The sequence below is a fragment of the Methylomonas sp. 2BW1-5-20 genome (assembly GCF_052474515.1).
In genome coordinates, this window is sequence record NZ_CP184127.1 from 3,277,234 (window position 1) to 3,294,480 (window position 17,247).

Here is a 17,247-nt window from a genome sequence, read left to right on the forward strand (position 1 = left end):
CTGTACCGTATTTGACCGTTGGCTTATCGAACCTGAATCGACCGATTGCCGAGGTAAGCGTTTTTCACCGGGCTGAAGAAGCCCGTCTTTCCCGGGCTTCTTCTATTTTGGGCGATAGCCTGGCGACAAAATTCCATATACGGCTCACTGAGCCAGCACTTTCTGCGCATCGATTCCAGCCTGCTCCGCATCGCAATCTCGGACCGGTTTAAAACCCTTCTCATTCAAATCCTCCAATTCTTCTTTCGCGTCACTCAAATCGTCCTGGAACTGCGAATCGGCGTGTAGTTTAGCGACCGTGTAAGCACCCAGGTAGCGCCCCCAAACCGTATCGCTGTACCAATGCACGTTACAAACGACGCGGCTAAGGCCGAATGTCTGGGCGCGAGCCAGTATCGCGTTGGCCCGTGCCGGGACGAGTTCGGCCAGGATCAACCCCCAGGCCATTCCAATGGCATTGTGTCCGGACGGGTAAGAGCCGCCGGCTGCCAGTCGCGCGCGGTCATCCGGGGTGCAAAACTGGGCATCGTTGACCATGAAGGGTCGCGGCCGCTTATAGCGATCCTTCGCCGCGCCTGTAGCCGCGCCGGCATCTTGTTTAACTTTCTTCAACAAGGCGTAAAGATGCGGGGTATGTTTCTCGTCCAACGGTAAGCCGATTGCGCAGGAATAAGCCCCGGCCGCATTCGGAAAACTCAGGTCGGCATCCTGAATCGCCAATGCCCAAGCCGGCGTATTGCGCAGGCTAAAGCTTTTTTGGCTATAGGTCAGATCCAGCGCAAAGTTCGCCGAACCTTCGGCTGGCGGGGGCGGTAGCAAGCTTAGACTGTCCGGCACATCGTCGGCGGGCAAATAGCCGCGTTCTTTATTGCCGCCGATTTCCGGCGGCATCAGCACTGCCGCGCTGTCCGCCAGCGCGCCGTGCAACGCGCTGCTTAACAACAATAAACCGCACAGCCGGCCAAATTGAGTGTTTAACTTATTTTGCATGGATTTGCTCCCTGTAAGCGAATGAACGACCGGTGCATTATGCATCGAATTGTTATCGCTATTGCAGGAGGCTAAATAAATTGACACGGGGCGAAACTATCAGCTATCGATTGGGAACCTCGCAGTTTGCAATGCTGTGTTTGGTTACAGGAATTAGCGCAGCGTCATGGGGGTGCATCGTTACGGCCAGAGAAATTCGGCCAAAGCCCGCTCTACCCGGCAAAAACTTGGGGCGAGATAATGCCTCGTCCCAAGCCATGCCAACCAGCACGAAATTACCGCGAACCGGCGTTGCGCGGATAGCTGTAAATCGCCTGCCCGACCGCTTTGTCAACGTAAAGGATATTTCCCCGCTCCACCGGCACCGAAGGTACGAGGCTGGGATAACCGTGGATGCCGCGATTATAAGCCGGGTCGTCGTAGACCACCTCCATCACCTGGGTTTTCGCCAAATTGACAGCAGTGAGTTGATCGCCGTGGGCACTAACCGCGCCCGATACGATGACGGATACAATGGCAACGATAGTTTGAATGTTTGCTTGAGTTTTCATGATCAGTCTCCTGGTAATTGTTGTTAAACCGCCGGCGATGCGCTTGAGATTGCGACCTTTCCGGCTTGGAGACTATTGTGAAGAACCTCTTTCAATAAATAAAATTGATTGTTTTTATTAAATCTATAGGTTTTTTATATTTATAGATTGCAGATTTATCCCGCTGCTTTTGCCTTATCGCATCGGATACAAGCACCGAACTTTGCGTATGGTTTTCCAGCAAACTTAACTATTCAAATCCGTCTGCCGGCTTATGTCGGCTTCCCGCTAAAGATACCGGCCCGGGTCGATGCCCCAACGCGACGGCACTTCAAACGAAGCAATCCGGTCATGGCAACCCGGGCTGGACAAATCATAATCACGTGGCGGCATGTAACTGCGGGATCGGCTATTAAAAATCGCGCGGACCCTGGGATGCAGTAGGTTTTCATGATGCTGCTCAACCACGACGGCCAAATAGCCGCTATCCAGCCGCACCAGGGTGCCGACCGGATAAATACCGATGGTACGGATAAATTGGTGTACCAGCGTCAATTTGAAATGGTGATTGCCCCACTCCAGTAATTTTCTTAATACTTCGGTGGGTTCTATACCGACGTGATAGATACGCGTCGAGGTTAGCGCATCGTAGACATCCACCACCGATGCCATTTGCCCGTAAAGACTGATTTCGTCGCCTTTCAAGCCGCGCGGATAGCCGCTGCCGTCGTAGCATTCATGATGTTCGGCGGCCACATTCAGCGCGATCGTCGACATGCCCGGTGTTTTTTCCAAGGTTAGACAACCATAGCGCACATGGTTTTTCATAATCTCGAATTCGCTTTCGGTCAGTTTGCCGGGCTTGTTAAGAATGTTATTGGGCACCTGCATTTTGCCGATGTCGTGCAACAAACCGCCCAGGCCAACCAATTCAATAGTTTTACGCTCGATCTCCATCGCTCGGCAAAAACTGATCAACAGGGTGCCGACAGCCACCGAATGCTGAAAGGTGTATTTGTCGGCCTGCTTGATTCTGAGCAAACTGACGATGGCATCGGGGTTGCGGAAAATCGAATCGACGATATCGGAAACAACCGGCTCCACTTGCTCCAGCTCAACCTGCTTGCCCAGCCGGCAATCCAGCAGAATATTTTGTACGATGCGACCCGCTTCGCGGCAGATTTGTTTGGCTTTGACACGTTCCTTTTCGACACCGACCGGCGGCGGAGGCGCGCGCTTGAGGGTTCGTCCCAAATGCTGCAGATGGTCGTCAAGCTGCCGATGCACCTCATGGACTGTGGGCGCGTGCGGCATATCCGGCCCGCGCTCGGTATCGATGTAGACCTGCCGAATACCGTAGGCAGCGATTTTTTCGATGTCACGAACCGACTCGACCAGAAAACTGTCGCGCAAGAAGGGATGGTCTATCCACGGGCAATTGATGTCGTGAATAAACATCCTGGGCTTAAGATCGGTCACATCGATTTTTTTGATCATCGCTTGGTTTGCCGATGGTGATAGCGCCAGGATTGTCTCCGACGCAAGAGAAGTCCGGCCGGTTAATTTACTTCAGCTTACCCGCTATCGGCAATGCGTTGACCACGAGTTTTAATTTATCTTACGCCTAAGCTGCATTTACCGGAGGAGGCCGACACATATCTCACTGCCGAGAGCCGGCAAAGGTCAACACCATTGGCATTTGCCGGCACTTGGGCTAGGCTAGCCGCCTTTTTCGACCAACCACCCAATGTGGAGTGATTAAGCATGTTGCGCTATAACCGATCCCGATATCTGGCCATGGGACTGCCTGGCATCATCAATGCCATATTACTGCCGTTATACGCGCTCAAGATTAACACCGGCGGCTCGCACGACGAATACGCCGCACCTTTTTATCTGGCTATTGCAATGGTATGCGCGCTGCTCGGCGCAACCGCCATGATTAAACGGGCGCGCGACATAGGCTCTTCAGCTTGGGGCATTTTATTAGGCTTTCTGTTCGCACCGCCGCTGATGGCCTTAGTCGCATTGGTCCTGATCTTTGTGCCTAGCAATCCTGCGGCGGACCAACTTGAAGCCCCGTCCTCGGCGCCTTCATGGGATACATGGCTCACTGGCTTGATACTGCTGTTATTACCCTGGTTACCGGTGTTGATCCTGCGGATTTGGTAGGCGATACCGGTATGCGAACCGAAAACACATGGGTCGCGCCTGTCGTCTAAACGACATTTAACGCGCAACAGCCAGGGTTTTCCGACAAATAGCCCGCTCGCTCCGAAGAGATGATCTATCCGTCCTGTCGATGAGCCGGGGCCAATCGACGGCAAAACACCAAAGCTAAATCAAAAGGTTATCCGCCAAAACAACAAGATTCCCGGCCAAATCCATGCTGCGGAACCATTACTTTGGTTCATGGCATCATAATTGAAAGACTGTCGGGAAAGGATTGTCTAAGCCGGCTCAAGACTACGGATTAGCGCCGCCCGATTTCTTTGAATCCAACATGACTGGGAAACCAAATCTCTATGACTACCTATGCCATCGGCAATGTAAAAGGCGATTTTGAGTCCCTGATGAAGTTATTGGAAGCAATCCGCTTCGATCCGGAACAAGATCGTCTATGGTTTCCCGGCAATCTGGTAAATGAGGGAGCCGATTCTTTACAAGTCCTCCGTTATGTCAAAAATTTGGGCAAATCAGCAGTTACGGTTTTAGGCTCGCAGGAACTGCGCTTGTTGGCGCTGGCACAGGACTTTTGCCCGCCGGATACCGGCGATAGGCTGGAAGAATTGCTCAATGCTCCGGATCGAGAGGAATTGTTAAACTGGCTGCGTCGGCGCAGCTTGATTCATCACGACTCTAAACTGAATTTCACATTGGTGCATGCCGGCATTCCCGGCGAATGGACATTTAGCCAGGCCTTGACCTTTGGCTATGAAGTGGAATCGGTACTTTCGGGCAGCAATTACGCGGCTTTTCTGGAAAATCGGAAACAAGATCAATCGCGTTGGCACGCCAAATTGCGGGGCTGGAAACGGCTGAATTTTATCGCCAACGCCTATACCCTGATGAAGTATTGCAACGAACAAGGCAAACTGGACTTTAACGCGACCGGCGCCGCGGATTCGCAAGCCGCCGGATTACTACCCTGGTATCGCCTGCCCAATCGTTCGACAACGCAATTGAACGTGGTGTTTGCCGACACGGCCGCTTTTGCCGACACACCCTATCCGGGTATTTATCCATTGCCTACGCAAGGCACAATATCGGGCTTGAAATTATCGGCGCAACCTGAAACTATCAGCGTTGCTACTTAACGCCACGCAGCAGCCGGTCCTATTTATTGTCTAAAACCCAACGCGGTATCCGCACCGAGTATATTGTCCAAATTCGCGCCGTCGAGCTTGGCGCTTCTGAAATCGGCGTCGGTAATATTGGCGCCGTTTAAATTGGCGTCCGTCAAATCAACCCAGATAAGCTGAGCGCCATGCAAATCGGCGTTGCGAAATGAGGTATTGGCCATTAGCGCGTAATTCAAATTGGCTCCGCTCAAATTGGCGTTGTTCAAAACGGCATTTTGCATTTCCAACAAAGCCAATCCTTTGCGAGGACTCTCGGAATTCGCGCCAAGATTGGCCCGATGGAGTTTGGCGCCGGTTAAATTGACATTGTTCAATGAGCCGGTGATACGGCTACCACTAAGATCCGCGCCGGACAAATCGGAATTATCCATCGTCACCCCGTACAGACTGGCACCCGACAGATCGGCGTTCTGCAAATTCGCGTGCCGGATACGCGCAAGATTTAGATTCACACCGGTCAACCCGGCCTGTTTCAGATTGGCGCCATCGAGATTGGCGGAGAATAAATCGGCTTTGTTAAACGCGATTCCGGATAAGTCCAATCCCGATAAGTCTTTTTTAGCCAATTTGGGCTGTTCAATGCCGGCTTTGGCAATAATGCCGATAACATCCTGGCGAGTAAGCTCAGCGGATGAGCAAGGCAATAGCCAAAAACACAGACTGAAACCTATCAATGCTCGGCAACTACCGGAATCGTCTTGCATAACTACTCCCCAAAGCGGGCTAGGCTGTCAAAACAACAGCTATTTGTGGATTTTAGCAAATCGCAATCCAACTGGTTAGATTTAGGCACAATTACCCCAACATAAAAACGCCGCACTTGGCCGCCGATCATGCGGTTTGCGCGTCAAACTGCATTAATATCGAGTTAAAGGCTATTCTTCCCGAGAACATACCCAGGATTTTAGCTATGAACGACCTTAGTCACAAATTATTAATGTTGGCCCTGATAGTAGCGCTACCGAGCTTAGGCTGCTTCAGCTATTACACGGCAGAAGACGCCGACCCCAGCACCACGCTGCCGGCGCTAGCAATCCTCTTGGCCTATCCGGCATTACTGATTTCCCTGGCCGCCATCATAGCGTTACGGGTATCCAAAAAAACATCGCGCCTGGGATCGTGGCTGGCAGGAAGCTGTTTAATTGTATCGGCGGCAATCCTGCTGATCGCACGCCTTTAGCTCATCCCAATGATTAGCGACCGTAATGCAACCGATTAAATTTACTAGAATGGCTTACACCAAACAACATAATGCAACTATAGTTGCCGATACGCTCGCCTCAACAACATCGCCAGGATCTTAGCCATGGATTTTCTAATTTCGCCTGCAATCGCTTTGATGGATAGACTACGCTATCCGGCCAAATTCGCGCTACTGTTCACTGTCGTGCTGATTCCCATGCTGCTCATGGCCGGCGCCTTGATAAAGCAATTTCAGGCGGAGACCAGCTCGTTGCAACAAGAACGCCTCGGCTTACGCTACATCGCCGCCCTGAGACAGCCTATCGAACATATTCAACAACACCGGGGCATGACCAACGCCTTTCGCAACGGCGCAACTCAATTTAAGGAACGCATTTTTAACAAACGCGCCGAGATCGACGGCTATTTTGCGGCGCTTGAAAAAGTGGACGGCGAGCTGCGGGACACATTGCAAACCGACAGCATGCTCGCCAAGCTCAACCAGCAATGGAACGACATCAAAACCCACTCTATGGAACAAGAGTTAAGCCAGACGATAGCCGCTCACAATCAGTTAATTGCCGATGGCTTAAAGCTGCTGGACCATATTTCAAATACATCCGGCATTATTCTCGACCCGCAGCTCGACAGTTTTCATATGGGCTTCGCGCTGACATCCGATTTACCGGAGTTAATCGAAGTAATGGGACAAACGCGAGCCCTGGCGTCGGGAATCGCCGCCAAAGGCAGCTACACTCCGCAATTATTGACGAAATTGCTGATCTTGATCGCCAATATAGAGACGCATGCCCACAAAGTCGATGACGGCCTTAACGTGACTTTTACGGAAAATCCGGAGGTTGCCCGAAATCTGCGCGGCACCAACGAAAACTACCAAAAAGCCTTGCAAACCATGCTCGATTTATTACGGCAGCAATTGATCGAAAGCGAAAACATTTCCGTTGACAGCAACACAGTGTTCGACACAGCTACTCAGGCAATCACACAGTCTTACCAGCTTTACAGCGGGCTGACACAGGAACTTGACCTCATTTTCCAAGCCCGCAGCGCGGCGGCCGACCGATTTCTGCAACTGACGTTGGCAGGATTGCTGGGAGTTTTATTGGTGGTGATTGTACTGTTGCTGGGTTTAACTCGGTCGGTCAGCCGCAACATAACCGCGATTAATTCCGCAACTAAACTCGTTGCCCAAAACGATCTGAGCGCCCGAGTCAGCATCGATTCGAACGATGAAATGCGGGAAATTGCCGAAAACTTCAATACCATGATAGAAACCTGTTCGGCCTTACTCAAAGAAATCATCCATACCAGCAGCGAATTGCACACTTCGGCGCAGAGAGTTTACACAGTTGCCGGCCAAAGCGCCGTTCATCTCGATCGGCAGCGGGATGAGACGACCTCGGTGGCGACCGCAGTGAACGAAATGAGCGCCACCATTCAGGATGTTGCCACCACCACCAGCACCGCCGCACATGCCGCCAGCAATGCCAACGAACAAACAAAAAACGGTAAAAACGTCGTGGCAAGTGCCACCGTATCGATCAGCCAATTGGCTAAAGACATCGAAGACGCGGCTAACGTGATGCAAAGCCTGGAGAAAAGCAGCGAATCGATAGGTTCCTTAGTTGACGTGATTAAAAGTATCGCCGAGCAAACCAATTTATTGGCATTGAACGCGGCGATTGAAGCGGCCCGAGCCGGCGAACAAGGCCGCGGATTTGCGGTAGTGGCGGATGAAGTTCGCAACCTGGCAAGCCGTACGCAAGAATCGACTGCGGTAATCGAAAACATGATAATGAAGTTGCAGAACGGTTCGCGCGAAGCTGTCGCCGTAATGCAGCGCAGCCGCACACAAGCTCACATAGGCGTGGAAAAATCTCGGGAAGCGATGCAATCGCTCGAAGCGATTAGCCAATCGGTGGAAACCATCGATGCGATGAATCTGCAAATCGCCAGCGCGGCCGAAGAACAAACGGCAGTGACTGAGGAAATTAATCGGAATATCGTCCACATAACCAGCCTCTGGGAACACACAAGCAGCGGAGCGAATCAGACTACCGCCGAAGCCCGCCAGCTAAAACAGCTGGCGGAAAACTTACAGAAACTGACCAAGCAGTTTAAACTCAAGCTCTAGCCACGAGAATCCACTACCTTGTTAGGTCTGCATCGCACTAACAGGGTAGCGGAACCGGTTCTATTTACCCAGTACTTCGCCTCTAACGCTTTCCACCAGTGCGGCGGCTTCCGCAATCAGATCCGCTGGAACGTTCAATTCTTGCATGGTCGCGCCCAGGTGCTCCATCACGGCATCGTAATGCGAGTCGTTCAAACCCATTTTTACCAGGCGTGCATGGCCATCGCGCAAGGACCGTCCGGTGTAGTTATTGGGGCCACCAAAAGCCACCGTCATAAAGGTTTTTAAATGCTCGGCTTGTTTAGCCATGTCGGTTCTTTCGAAAAAGCGGTTGATCCGATAATCCTCCAGCACTTTGCCGTAGAACACATCAACTGCGGCATTCACCGCCGCTTCGCCACCGATACGCTCGTACAAAGATGGTCCTTGAACTTCGTTTGCTTCACTCATATTACCCCCTCGTTATAATTTTCTAATTTACGAGGCGTCTGCTAAATCGGCAAACTATTGATTTTTGACTGATTTAGCGGCCTCGGCGGCGATGATACCCGATGATAGTTTCGCATCCAAACTATTTACGCACCGCCAAAGACCCGATGATTTGTAAGTTATTGAATCTTCTCAAGACCGCCCAAATATGGTCGCAACGCTTCCGGTACCGTAATTGAGCCGTCTTCGTTTTGATAATTTTCCATTATCGCAATCAAAGTCCGGCCGGCCGCCAATCCGGAGCCATTTAAGGTATGTACCAATTCCGGTTTACCGGTTTCCGGATTGCGCCAACGCGCCTGCAAGCGCCTCGCCTGAAAATCCTTGAAGTTACTGCAGGAGGAAATCTCGCGGTATTTCTGCTGACCGGGCAACCACACTTCCAGATCGTAGGTTTTAGACGATGAAAAACCAGTGTCCCCCGCGCACAGCAACACTTTGCGATACGGCAAGTTCAGCTTTTGTAAAATGACTTCGGCATGCACGGTCAGTTCTTCATGGGCCTGAGCAGAGGTTTCCGGGGTGACGATTTGTACCAACTCGACTTTTTCGAATTGATGCTGCCGTATCATGCCGCGCACATCGCTGCCATACGCCCCCGCTTCACTACGGAAACACGGCGAATGACAAACGAATTTCAACGGCATCTGCTTGGCTTCTACGATCACATCGCGGACGATGTTGGTGACCGGCACTTCGGCGGTAGGGATCAGATAAAACGTCGGATCATTCTTGACCGTGAACAGATCGGCCTCGAACTTGGGCAATTGCCCGGTACCGCGCAAACTATCGGCATTGGCCAGGAACGGCACATAGGTTTCCTGATAACCGTGCTCATTGATATGGGTATTCAGCATCAGTTGAATAATCGCGCGTTGCAAAGTAGCCAGTTTGCCTGCCAGCACCACGAAACGGGCGCTGGCGATTTTTGCGCCCAGTTCGAAATTCATCCCCAAGGGCTCACCCAAGTCAACATGATCTTTCGGGGTAAAATCGAACTGGCGTTGCTCGCCCCAGCGGCTGACTTCCTGATTGTCCGCATCGCTTTTACCGGCCGGCACCGCTTCGTCGAGAATATTGGGAATGCCTTCCAGCAAGGTATTCAACTGATTTTGAATGTCATTCAGTTCGGATTCCGCTGCTTTCAGCTGATCGCCCAAATCCGCTACTTGATCCAGCAGGGGCTGAATATCCTCTCCCTTGGCCTTGGCTTGACCAATGGCTTTGGAGCGGGTGTTGCGTTCGTTCTGCAATTCCTGAGTTTTGACCTGAACGTCTTTACGCCGGTCTTCAAGTCCTTGATAGGCGTCGGCGTCGAATTGAAAGCCGCGTCTTTGCAATTGTTGCAGGACCAGTTCCAGGTCGCTTCTGAATAAACGGGGGTCTAGCATGGTGATGAATATCCTGAATTAAAAAAAGAGATAATACGGCGGCTATACCTGCTTGCCCAGCCACAAACCCAACCACAGCGTAGCGCCACAAAAAACGGTATTGCTTATAAAAACGGTCAGCATCGCCCCGATATGCGATTCGAAGGAATGGCCGCTTTCCAGCAAATAGAGGATTAAATATAAGCCCGACAGCGTGATGAATACGCCAATCAAAACGGTCACCAAAATCGCTCGGTGCTCTATTGATATATTGAGTTTGTGCATCAAAACGGTAGCGACGAGGCCAATCAAAAACGCTCCGATGCCATTAACCAGTGTCAATGCATAAGGAAACGGCCAATCGAACAGACGTAACGTGCCTTGCGAATAGAAAAACAGCCCTTTCCCCAACGCCAGACCGGCCCACACCGCCAGCAGGCAACCGAACACGCTGGCTACAATATTTAGACCGGCCTTACCGATTTGACCCTGCTCCAACAAATAAAACGTTTCCAGGGAAAAGCTGGAAAAGGTGGTAAAGCCGCCCATCACGCCAGCAATAATCGCAGTACGGTACTCCAAAGCTATGGTCAGGCGCTGCAGAATCAGCGCTTCGGTCATCAGCCCGATCAAAAAAGAGCCCAGCAAATTGACGGTTAAAGTGCCGTAAGGATAGCCCCTGCCCAGCCACAGATACACGCCGCTGGAGGCCAGGTAGCGCAACATAGAGCCGATGGCGCCGCCCAAAGCGACCGCGAACAATTGCAACATCAGAATTTAAAGAACGTTTCCCGGTAGTAACGCAATTCTTCGATGGACTCGATGATGTCGTCCAGCGCTTTGTGCGAGGCCTGCTTGTTAAAGCCATCCTTTAGCTGCGGCGCCCAGCGCGCGGCCAGTTCCTTCACGGTAGACACATCCAGGTTGCGGTAATGGAAAAACGCTTCCAACTTAGGCATATAGCGATACAAAAACCGCCTATCCTGGCAAATGCTGTTGCCGCATATCGGCGACGTTCTGGCTGGCACCCAGTTCTGCAAAAACTCAAGCGTAAGCGCTTCTGCTTCGGCTGCATCGATTTTTGAATCCTTGACCCGCTGAATCAAACCGGACTGCCCATGATGTTTCTGATTCCAGTCGTCCATAGCCGCCAACGCAGCATCGGCTTGATGCACCGCCATCACCGGACCTTCGGCGAGAATATTCAAATGTTTATCGGTGACTACCGTGGCGATTTCGATGATCAGATCGTTATCAGGATCCAAGCCTGTCATTTCCAGATCGATCCAGATAAGATTATCGGCATCTTGAGCCATTTTCATTCCATGGTATTAATAATGTTGCGGCAAATTGTAGCATTAGCTAATCTGTACCGCTAATTGTTAACCCCAACTACATAGGCTTGATGAACACGTTTACTGGCATTTTTTTAGCGGCTTTAGTTCTTTCCTACGGCATCCAATTCTGGCTGGCGATACGCCAGAAATCCTACGTTCTACAGCACCGCGAGCAGGTGCCTACCGCCTTCCAAGACCGGGTATCGCTCAGCGCGCATCAAAAGGCAGCGGATTACACCATAGAGAAAAGCAAACTGGGCGACATCGACAGCGTGGTGGGCATGGTATTTCTGCTGGCGCTAACCCTGGGAGGCGGGATCAGCCTGGTATTCGATTTCTGGTCGACCTTCGAGTTGTCACAGCTGATAGCCAGTTTGCTATCCATGGCCAGCATTTTTCTGTTGATGACAGTCGTCGAAATCCCCTTCAGCTTGTACCAAACCTTTGTCATCGAAGAAAAATACGGCTTCAATAAAAATACGCTACCGCAATTTGCCAAAGATCAAATCATGTCGATGGGCTTGACGCTGGTGATCGGCCTGCCGATTCTGGCGCTGATCCTGTGGATCATGGACAGCATTGGCGGCCTGTGGTGGTTGTATGCCTGGGCCATCATCATGAGCTTTTCGCTGTTGATGAGCTGGCTGTTCCCGACCGTGATCGCCCCGCTGTTCAACAAATTCGAACCTATGCAGGATGGCTCGTTGAAGCAACGCATTCAGGGTTTGCTGGAACGGTGTGGCTTTAACAGCCAAGGCATTTTCATCATGGACGGCTCGCGTCGCTCCGGCCACGGCAACGCTTATTTCACCGGCTTGGGCAATAACAAGCGCATCGTGTTCTTCGACACCCTGGTCAATTCGCTGGACGAGGAAGAACTGGAAGCGGTTCTGGCTCACGAGTTAGGCCACTTCAAATGCAAACACACCATCAAAATGCTGGTGGCGTCGTCGATCATGACCTTGATCAGCTTCGCTGTTTTAGGCTGGTTGATCACTCAGGACTGGTTTTTCGACGGTTTGGGCGTCAGCACCCATTCCAACGCCGCCGCGTTGTTGCTGTTTATGCTGGTGTCGCCGGTGTTTACTACCTTCATGCAACCCATCAGCGCCTACTTTCAGCGTAAATTCGAGTTTGAAGCCGACGACTTTGCTACCCGTAACGCCCAAGGCAGCAAAATGATCAGCGGTTTGGTGAAACTTTACGAAGAAAACGCCAGCACCCTGACGCCCGATCCGCTTTACTCGGCGTTCCATTACAGTCATCCGCCCGCCGCGATCCGCATAGCGCATATCGAAGAAAAGATGCAGTCCGCCTGATGGCAGACCTACACCAGGGCTTGGTGGTCGCCCATCTCGGCAAAGGCATCGCCGTCGAGGTGAGCGACGATGCCGGTTTAGCTGCCGAGCAACTCGTGCTTTGCCAGACTTTACGCAAACTGGACACCGTGGTCGTCGGCGACCGGGTGATGCTTTCCATGTCCTCCCCCGAGCAAGGCCGCATCGAGCAGATACTGCCCAGGCGCTCAGTGTTGCAGCGTCCCAGCCGAGGTAACGACACCCGGCCGGTAGCGGCCAATCTGGATACCATTTTCATCGTCTTCGCCGCCGAACCTGAATGCGATTTTTTGCTGCTGGATCAATATCTGGCAATCTGCGAAAACTGCAATATCGATGCGGCGCTGGTGCTGAATAAAGTCGATCTGCCGCTGTCACCTGCGGTTGAAGAAGGGCTGGCGTATTACCAAAACTTGGGCTACAGCCTGCATAGAGTCAGCGCCAATCAAAAAATCGGCATCGGCGACTTGCAACAGGCTTTGTCGCAACGAACCAGCATGTTCGCCGGCCAATCCGGGGTCGGCAAATCGTCCTTGACCAACGCGCTATTGCCGGAGCGCAATTTAAAAATCAACAGCGTCTCGGAAATCACCCGCCACGGCCGCCACACCACCACGGCCGCGACACTTTACCATTTACCGGGCGGCGGCAATCTAATCGACAGCCCCGGCGTCGCGATATTTGGCTTGGCCGGTTTATCGGAAGCGCAACTGGCTTGGGGTTATAGAGAGTTTCAGCCGCACATTTCCAAATGCCGCTTCAACGACTGCCGGCATGTCAACGACAAGGATTGTGCGGTGCGACTGGCGGTAGAAGCAGGCAAAATCGCTACCGAGCGTTATCAGCGCTTCTTAAAACTCAGAGAAAAGATGCCGCCGGGCAATCGCAATTAAGGTCCGCCTTGCAGATGATTTCGCATCCCGGATCGGCTCAATCGGTTCTTGCGCGGCACTGCCGGTTCGCGTAAATTATATTCTTATGACTAAAGCACTATCCAAGACCGCCGGAATCAATACATGGACACATACAAAGTAGCGCGCTTTCCGGAGGAAAAAACTTGGGAAGTACCCGGTTTCACGCGCGACGAGCATGGCAAACCGCAAATCGGGCTTGAACCGGAAAGTCTTTATGCTTACGGTCACCTGATTCGTCTTACCGAAGAACTGGTGCTCGATCAATTTTCCCGAGGTCTGGTGTCGGGCACCACCCACACCTGCATCGGCCAAGAACTCACCGCATTATCGGTAGTGCGCGCCTTGGATCATCCGGATGACGCAGTGCTTTCCAATCATCGCAATCACGGTCATTTCCTGTCGTACTCGGGTGATTTTGTCGGGCTGGTTGGCGAAATTATGGGCCGCGAAGCCGGCGCGTGCGGCGGCTGGGGCGGTAGCCAACATTTGGTCCACCGAAATTTTCACAGCAACGGCGTTCAGGGCGGCATGTTGGGCATTGGCGCCGGCTTGGCCTTGGCGCGCAAGCTGCACGGCAGAGCCGGAATTGTGGCTGCCATCATCGGCGACGGCACGCTCGGCCAGGGCTTGGTCTACGAAGCGATGAATTTGGCGTCTGTCTGGAAAGCGCCGCTGCTGGTCGTGGTCGAGAACAACGGTATTTCTCAGACCACCGTCAGCCGCGATAACCTGGGCGGCGACATCGAAGCTCGCGGCTCGGCATTCGGACTACCCACTTGGCGCCTTGCAGATAATGATCCCGCATTTTGCCGTAAAGTAGCGGAAGCCGTCAGCGCAGTACGCGCGAGTCGCGGCCCCGGTTTCCTGGTGATTGACACCCGGAGGATGGGTCCTCACAGCAAAGGCGACGATCTGCGCGATCCAAACGAACTTGACGAAATTCGCGCCCGAGATCCCTTGGCGGCATTAGCCAGGCAGTTGCCAGCCGATACGCTGGCAACTATCGAGGCCCGAAATCGCGAGTTTGTGGAAACGGTACGCCAGGCCGCCAACGCCTCGCCGGAAGCCACACTCGCCGAACCCCCAACACACATCTTCACTGCCCAACTTGAACACCCTTTGCCCGATTATCCGCCTGTCGCGGCCGGCAGTAATGTACGGCAAGCGCTTAACACCGCCTTGCAATTCCTGCTCAAGTCCGATCAGCGCACACTATTAATCGGCGAAGACTTGCACGACCCTTACGGTGGCGCCTTCAAAGTGACGCAAGGTCTGTCCAGCGAATTTCCCGGCCGAGTCATCTCCACCCCGATCAGCGAGGCCGGCATCACCGGCTCGGCTATAGGCTTGTCACTTGACGGCTACCTGCCTATTGTGGAAATCATGTTTGCCGATTTCCTGTCGCTATGCCTGGATCAACTACTCAACCACGCAGTGAAGTTTCCCGGCATGTTCGCGGATACCTCGGTACCTATCGTCATCCGCACGCCTTGCGGTGGCCGGCGTGGCTACGGCCCCACGCACAGCCAAAGCCCGGAACACCTGTTTACCTCGGTGCCGGGCCTGACGGTGGTTTACGGCAGCCACAGACACAATGCTGCCGAACTCCTGATCGACGCCGTATTGCGCTGGCATTACCCGGTGCTGTTTCTTGAGCACAAACTGCTTTACGGCGAAAAAATGGATCCGGCGGATTATGTCACGCTGCCGGCAACGGATGATGTCGCTACCCACCTGTTCCCTACATTACGTCGCGGTGCGAACGAACCTGATCTAACCTTAGTAAGCTACGGCGGCATGCTGACGATGACGGAAGCCGTGGCAAACAGGCTGGAAAACGAAGAAGAGCTGGAAGTTGAAATCGTCTCGCCGTCGCTGCTGTCGCCGCTGCCGCGCGAATCGTTGATCAAGCATCTGGCAACGCGGGAGTGCGTAGTCGTGATCGAGGAATCTCACCACGACTTCGGCGTCAGCGCCGAAATCGCCGCCGCTTTGCTCGAATCCGGATTCAAAGGCCAGTTTCTCCGCATCGGTACGCCACCGGTGCCCATCGCCTCCGCCCGCAGCCTGGAGCGCAGCATTATTCCCGACGAACAATCGATAATCGAGCAAATTCTCGACCTTTTTTAAAGGACCGCCATGCCCACTTTCCAAACCGTCCCCTGCGTGAACATCAACGACGAGTTCGTGGACGTCGTCAGCATCGACATCAAGCAAGGAGAGTTCGTCAATAGCGGTGACGTAGTCGCCACCGTCGAAACCGACAAATCCATGATAGACGTGGTAGCGGAACAGGACGGCTACGTGCTGAGGATCGACTGCGAACCAGGCCAAAAAATCCGCGTCGGCGCCGTGATGTTCTGGCTGGGCGCCACGCGCGACGAAACGATCCCGGAAGAAACCAAGGACACTTCGTCAACAGCAAGCGCTGTGCGCCAACCCACCGCAAAAGCCAGAGCCATGTTGAAGGAGCTGGACATCGATCCGGCCCGAGTCCCCATCAGCGGCGAGCGCCTATCGGTAGCCGATATCGAAGCTTGGTTGAGCAAGGGCGGCAAGCCCGGCAAAGCCGCCGTATCGGCCCAGGCGGCAATCCGCCGGGAAGACGCGCCAAACGTTGCCGGCGAATTGCAGGAGCTATCGCCGGAAACCGCCGGCATGCTGCATACAGTCGCTTGGCATCGGGATTTTGCGGCGTCAGCCTATCTGGAAGTCGAATACGACCCCAAACCTTGGGAAGAGCGGGCCGCCGCCTATGCGGCGGAACATAAGCTGATGCTTTCGCCCTTGCTGCCGTTGATGGCCTTTCGTCTGGCCGAATTGGGCCGCGAGCGTCCGCTGATTAATTCCACGATAGTCAACGGCCAGCGTTTCCAATATACGCCGGTGAATATCGGCTTTACCGTGCAGGCCGGCGCGATGCTTTATCTGACCGTGGTCCGCGACACTCAAGACATGGACGCGGCGCAATTCATCAGCGCTCTTGGCGAGGTACAACGCCACGCGATGGCTCACAAGCTGCCGCCGCAGGAAGCCTCCGGCGCCACCTTATCGTTTTCGAGTATGGCTCGCTGGAATGTCAGCCGCCACACCCCTATTTTACCGCCGCAGACATCGCTGATTATCGCCCACGCCGCCCCGAAAAATTCGGACAAGGCTGTACTGGGCGCCACTTACGATCATCGCGTTCTCACGGGTTTTGACGTCGCACAGGTGTTGCTGGCGTTGTCCCGCCCGGCATAACCCATACACACAAACCAGAGGCCACCGATAGATGAATTTAAACCCCGACGAGATTAAAGCCGCGATTCGCACCAAGGTAATAGAACTTGCCAAAGCGTTGGATATGGACGCGTCCGGCGTCACTGACGACGACATCCTGCCCGCCACCGGCCTGCTGGATTCCGGGGCTATATTGGAACTGGTGGTCTGGTTCGAGGCTAGCTACGACTTTCGGATCAAGCAGGAAGACATGAATATCGACAACCTCGGCTCGATCAATGCGATGACGAACTTTCTGCTTTCCGGCAAACAAGCTTAACCAGAATAATCATCCCATACGCCTATTTGACGCCATTGCG

At 53.1% G+C, this 17,247-nt stretch carries 17 protein-coding genes; 9 read left to right on the top strand and 8 right to left on the bottom strand.

Going from position 1 to position 17,247, the window contains the following annotated elements:
* Positions 1-144: 144 nt before the first annotated feature.
* The 3 genes from ACH50O_RS15100 to ACH50O_RS15110 all read right to left on the bottom strand — a co-directional run bounded on the left by ACH50O_RS15100 (position 145) and on the right by ACH50O_RS15110 (position 3,017).
* The gene (locus tag ACH50O_RS15100; protein ID WP_446808597.1) at positions 145-990 is read right to left on the bottom strand and encodes an acid phosphatase; all 846 of its coding nucleotides are present in this window, start codon (positions 988-990) and stop codon (positions 145-147) included.
* Between the two features lie 275 nt (positions 991-1,265).
* The gene (locus ACH50O_RS15105; protein WP_446808598.1) at positions 1,266-1,541 is read right to left on the bottom strand and encodes a hypothetical protein; all 276 of its coding nucleotides are present in this window, start codon (positions 1,539-1,541) and stop codon (positions 1,266-1,268) included.
* A gap of 267 nt (positions 1,542-1,808) precedes the next feature.
* The gene (locus ACH50O_RS15110) at positions 1,809-3,017 is read right to left on the bottom strand and encodes an HD-GYP domain-containing protein (RefSeq protein WP_446808599.1); all 1,209 of its coding nucleotides are present in this window, start codon (positions 3,015-3,017) and stop codon (positions 1,809-1,811) included.
* 267 nt (positions 3,018-3,284) lie between these two features.
* On the opposite strand from ACH50O_RS15110, the gene ACH50O_RS15115 reads away from it, so the two are divergent.
* Positions 3,285-3,692 carry a DUF805 domain-containing protein gene (locus ACH50O_RS15115; RefSeq protein WP_446808600.1) on the top strand — a complete coding sequence of 136 codons (408 nt, stop codon included), beginning with the start codon at positions 3,285-3,287 and terminating at the stop codon, positions 3,690-3,692.
* A gap of 353 nt (positions 3,693-4,045) precedes the next feature.
* Positions 4,046-4,837 (top strand): symmetrical bis(5'-nucleosyl)-tetraphosphatase, encoded by a 792-nt coding sequence (locus ACH50O_RS15120; protein WP_446808601.1) that lies wholly within the window; start codon positions 4,046-4,048, stop codon positions 4,835-4,837.
* A 23-nt stretch (positions 4,838-4,860) separates the two neighbouring features.
* Here the strand turns inward: ACH50O_RS15120 and ACH50O_RS15125 are convergent, their stop codons facing one another.
* Positions 4,861-5,586 (bottom strand): pentapeptide repeat-containing protein, encoded by a 726-nt coding sequence (locus tag ACH50O_RS15125; RefSeq protein WP_446808602.1) that lies wholly within the window; start codon positions 5,584-5,586, stop codon positions 4,861-4,863.
* A 206-nt stretch (positions 5,587-5,792) separates the two neighbouring features.
* On the opposite strand from ACH50O_RS15125, the gene ACH50O_RS15130 reads away from it, so the two are divergent.
* Positions 5,793-6,062 (top strand): hypothetical protein, encoded by a 270-nt coding sequence (locus ACH50O_RS15130; RefSeq protein WP_446808603.1) that lies wholly within the window; start codon positions 5,793-5,795, stop codon positions 6,060-6,062.
* A 126-nt stretch (positions 6,063-6,188) separates the two neighbouring features.
* Positions 6,189-8,219 (top strand): methyl-accepting chemotaxis protein, encoded by a 2,031-nt coding sequence (locus ACH50O_RS15135; protein ID WP_446808604.1) that lies wholly within the window; start codon positions 6,189-6,191, stop codon positions 8,217-8,219.
* A gap of 60 nt (positions 8,220-8,279) precedes the next feature.
* On the opposite strand, the gene ACH50O_RS15140 is transcribed toward ACH50O_RS15135, so the two are convergent.
* The 4 genes from ACH50O_RS15140 to orn form a co-directional block, all read right to left on the bottom strand.
* Positions 8,280-8,669 carry a group I truncated hemoglobin gene (locus ACH50O_RS15140; protein WP_036279150.1) on the bottom strand — a complete coding sequence of 130 codons (390 nt, stop codon included), beginning with the start codon at positions 8,667-8,669 and terminating at the stop codon, positions 8,280-8,282.
* 158 nt (positions 8,670-8,827) lie between these two features.
* Positions 8,828-10,099 carry a serine--tRNA ligase gene (gene serS / locus ACH50O_RS15145; RefSeq protein ID WP_446808605.1) on the bottom strand — a complete coding sequence of 424 codons (1,272 nt, stop codon included), beginning with the start codon at positions 10,097-10,099 and terminating at the stop codon, positions 8,828-8,830.
* A 42-nt stretch (positions 10,100-10,141) separates the two neighbouring features.
* Positions 10,142-10,849, bottom strand: a complete 708-nt coding sequence (crcB, locus tag ACH50O_RS15150; RefSeq protein WP_446808606.1) for a fluoride efflux transporter CrcB — start codon at positions 10,847-10,849, stop codon at positions 10,142-10,144.
* A complete protein-coding gene (gene orn, locus ACH50O_RS15155; RefSeq protein WP_446808607.1) occupies positions 10,849-11,394 on the bottom strand; it encodes an oligoribonuclease in 546 nt (181 codons plus the stop codon). Before orn ends, crcB begins: the two co-directional genes overlap by 1 nt.
* 89 nt (positions 11,395-11,483) lie before the next feature.
* On the opposite strand from orn, the gene ACH50O_RS15160 reads away from it, so the two are divergent.
* The 5 genes from ACH50O_RS15160 (at position 11,484) to ACH50O_RS15180 (ending at position 17,207) form a co-directional block, all read left to right on the top strand.
* A complete protein-coding gene (locus ACH50O_RS15160; RefSeq protein WP_446808608.1) occupies positions 11,484-12,734 on the top strand; it encodes a M48 family metallopeptidase in 1,251 nt (416 codons plus the stop codon).
* On the top strand, positions 12,734-13,645 hold the full coding sequence (rsgA, locus tag ACH50O_RS15165) for a ribosome small subunit-dependent GTPase A (RefSeq protein ID WP_446808609.1): 912 nt from the start codon (positions 12,734-12,736) through the stop codon (positions 13,643-13,645). The genes ACH50O_RS15160 and rsgA overlap by 1 nt, the downstream gene beginning before the upstream one ends.
* Positions 13,646-13,768: 123 nt before the next feature.
* Positions 13,769-15,796 (top strand): alpha-ketoacid dehydrogenase subunit alpha/beta, encoded by a 2,028-nt coding sequence (locus ACH50O_RS15170; protein WP_446808610.1) that lies wholly within the window; start codon positions 13,769-13,771, stop codon positions 15,794-15,796.
* A 9-nt stretch (positions 15,797-15,805) separates the two neighbouring features.
* Positions 15,806-16,909, top strand: coding sequence for a 2-oxo acid dehydrogenase subunit E2 (locus ACH50O_RS15175; RefSeq protein ID WP_446808611.1), 1,104 nt, complete (start codon positions 15,806-15,808; stop codon positions 16,907-16,909).
* Positions 16,910-16,940: 31 nt separating this feature from the next.
* Entirely contained in the window at positions 16,941-17,207 is a 267-nt protein-coding gene (locus ACH50O_RS15180; RefSeq protein ID WP_446808612.1) for an acyl carrier protein, read from the top strand.
* The last annotated feature ends 40 nt before the right edge of the window (positions 17,208-17,247 follow it).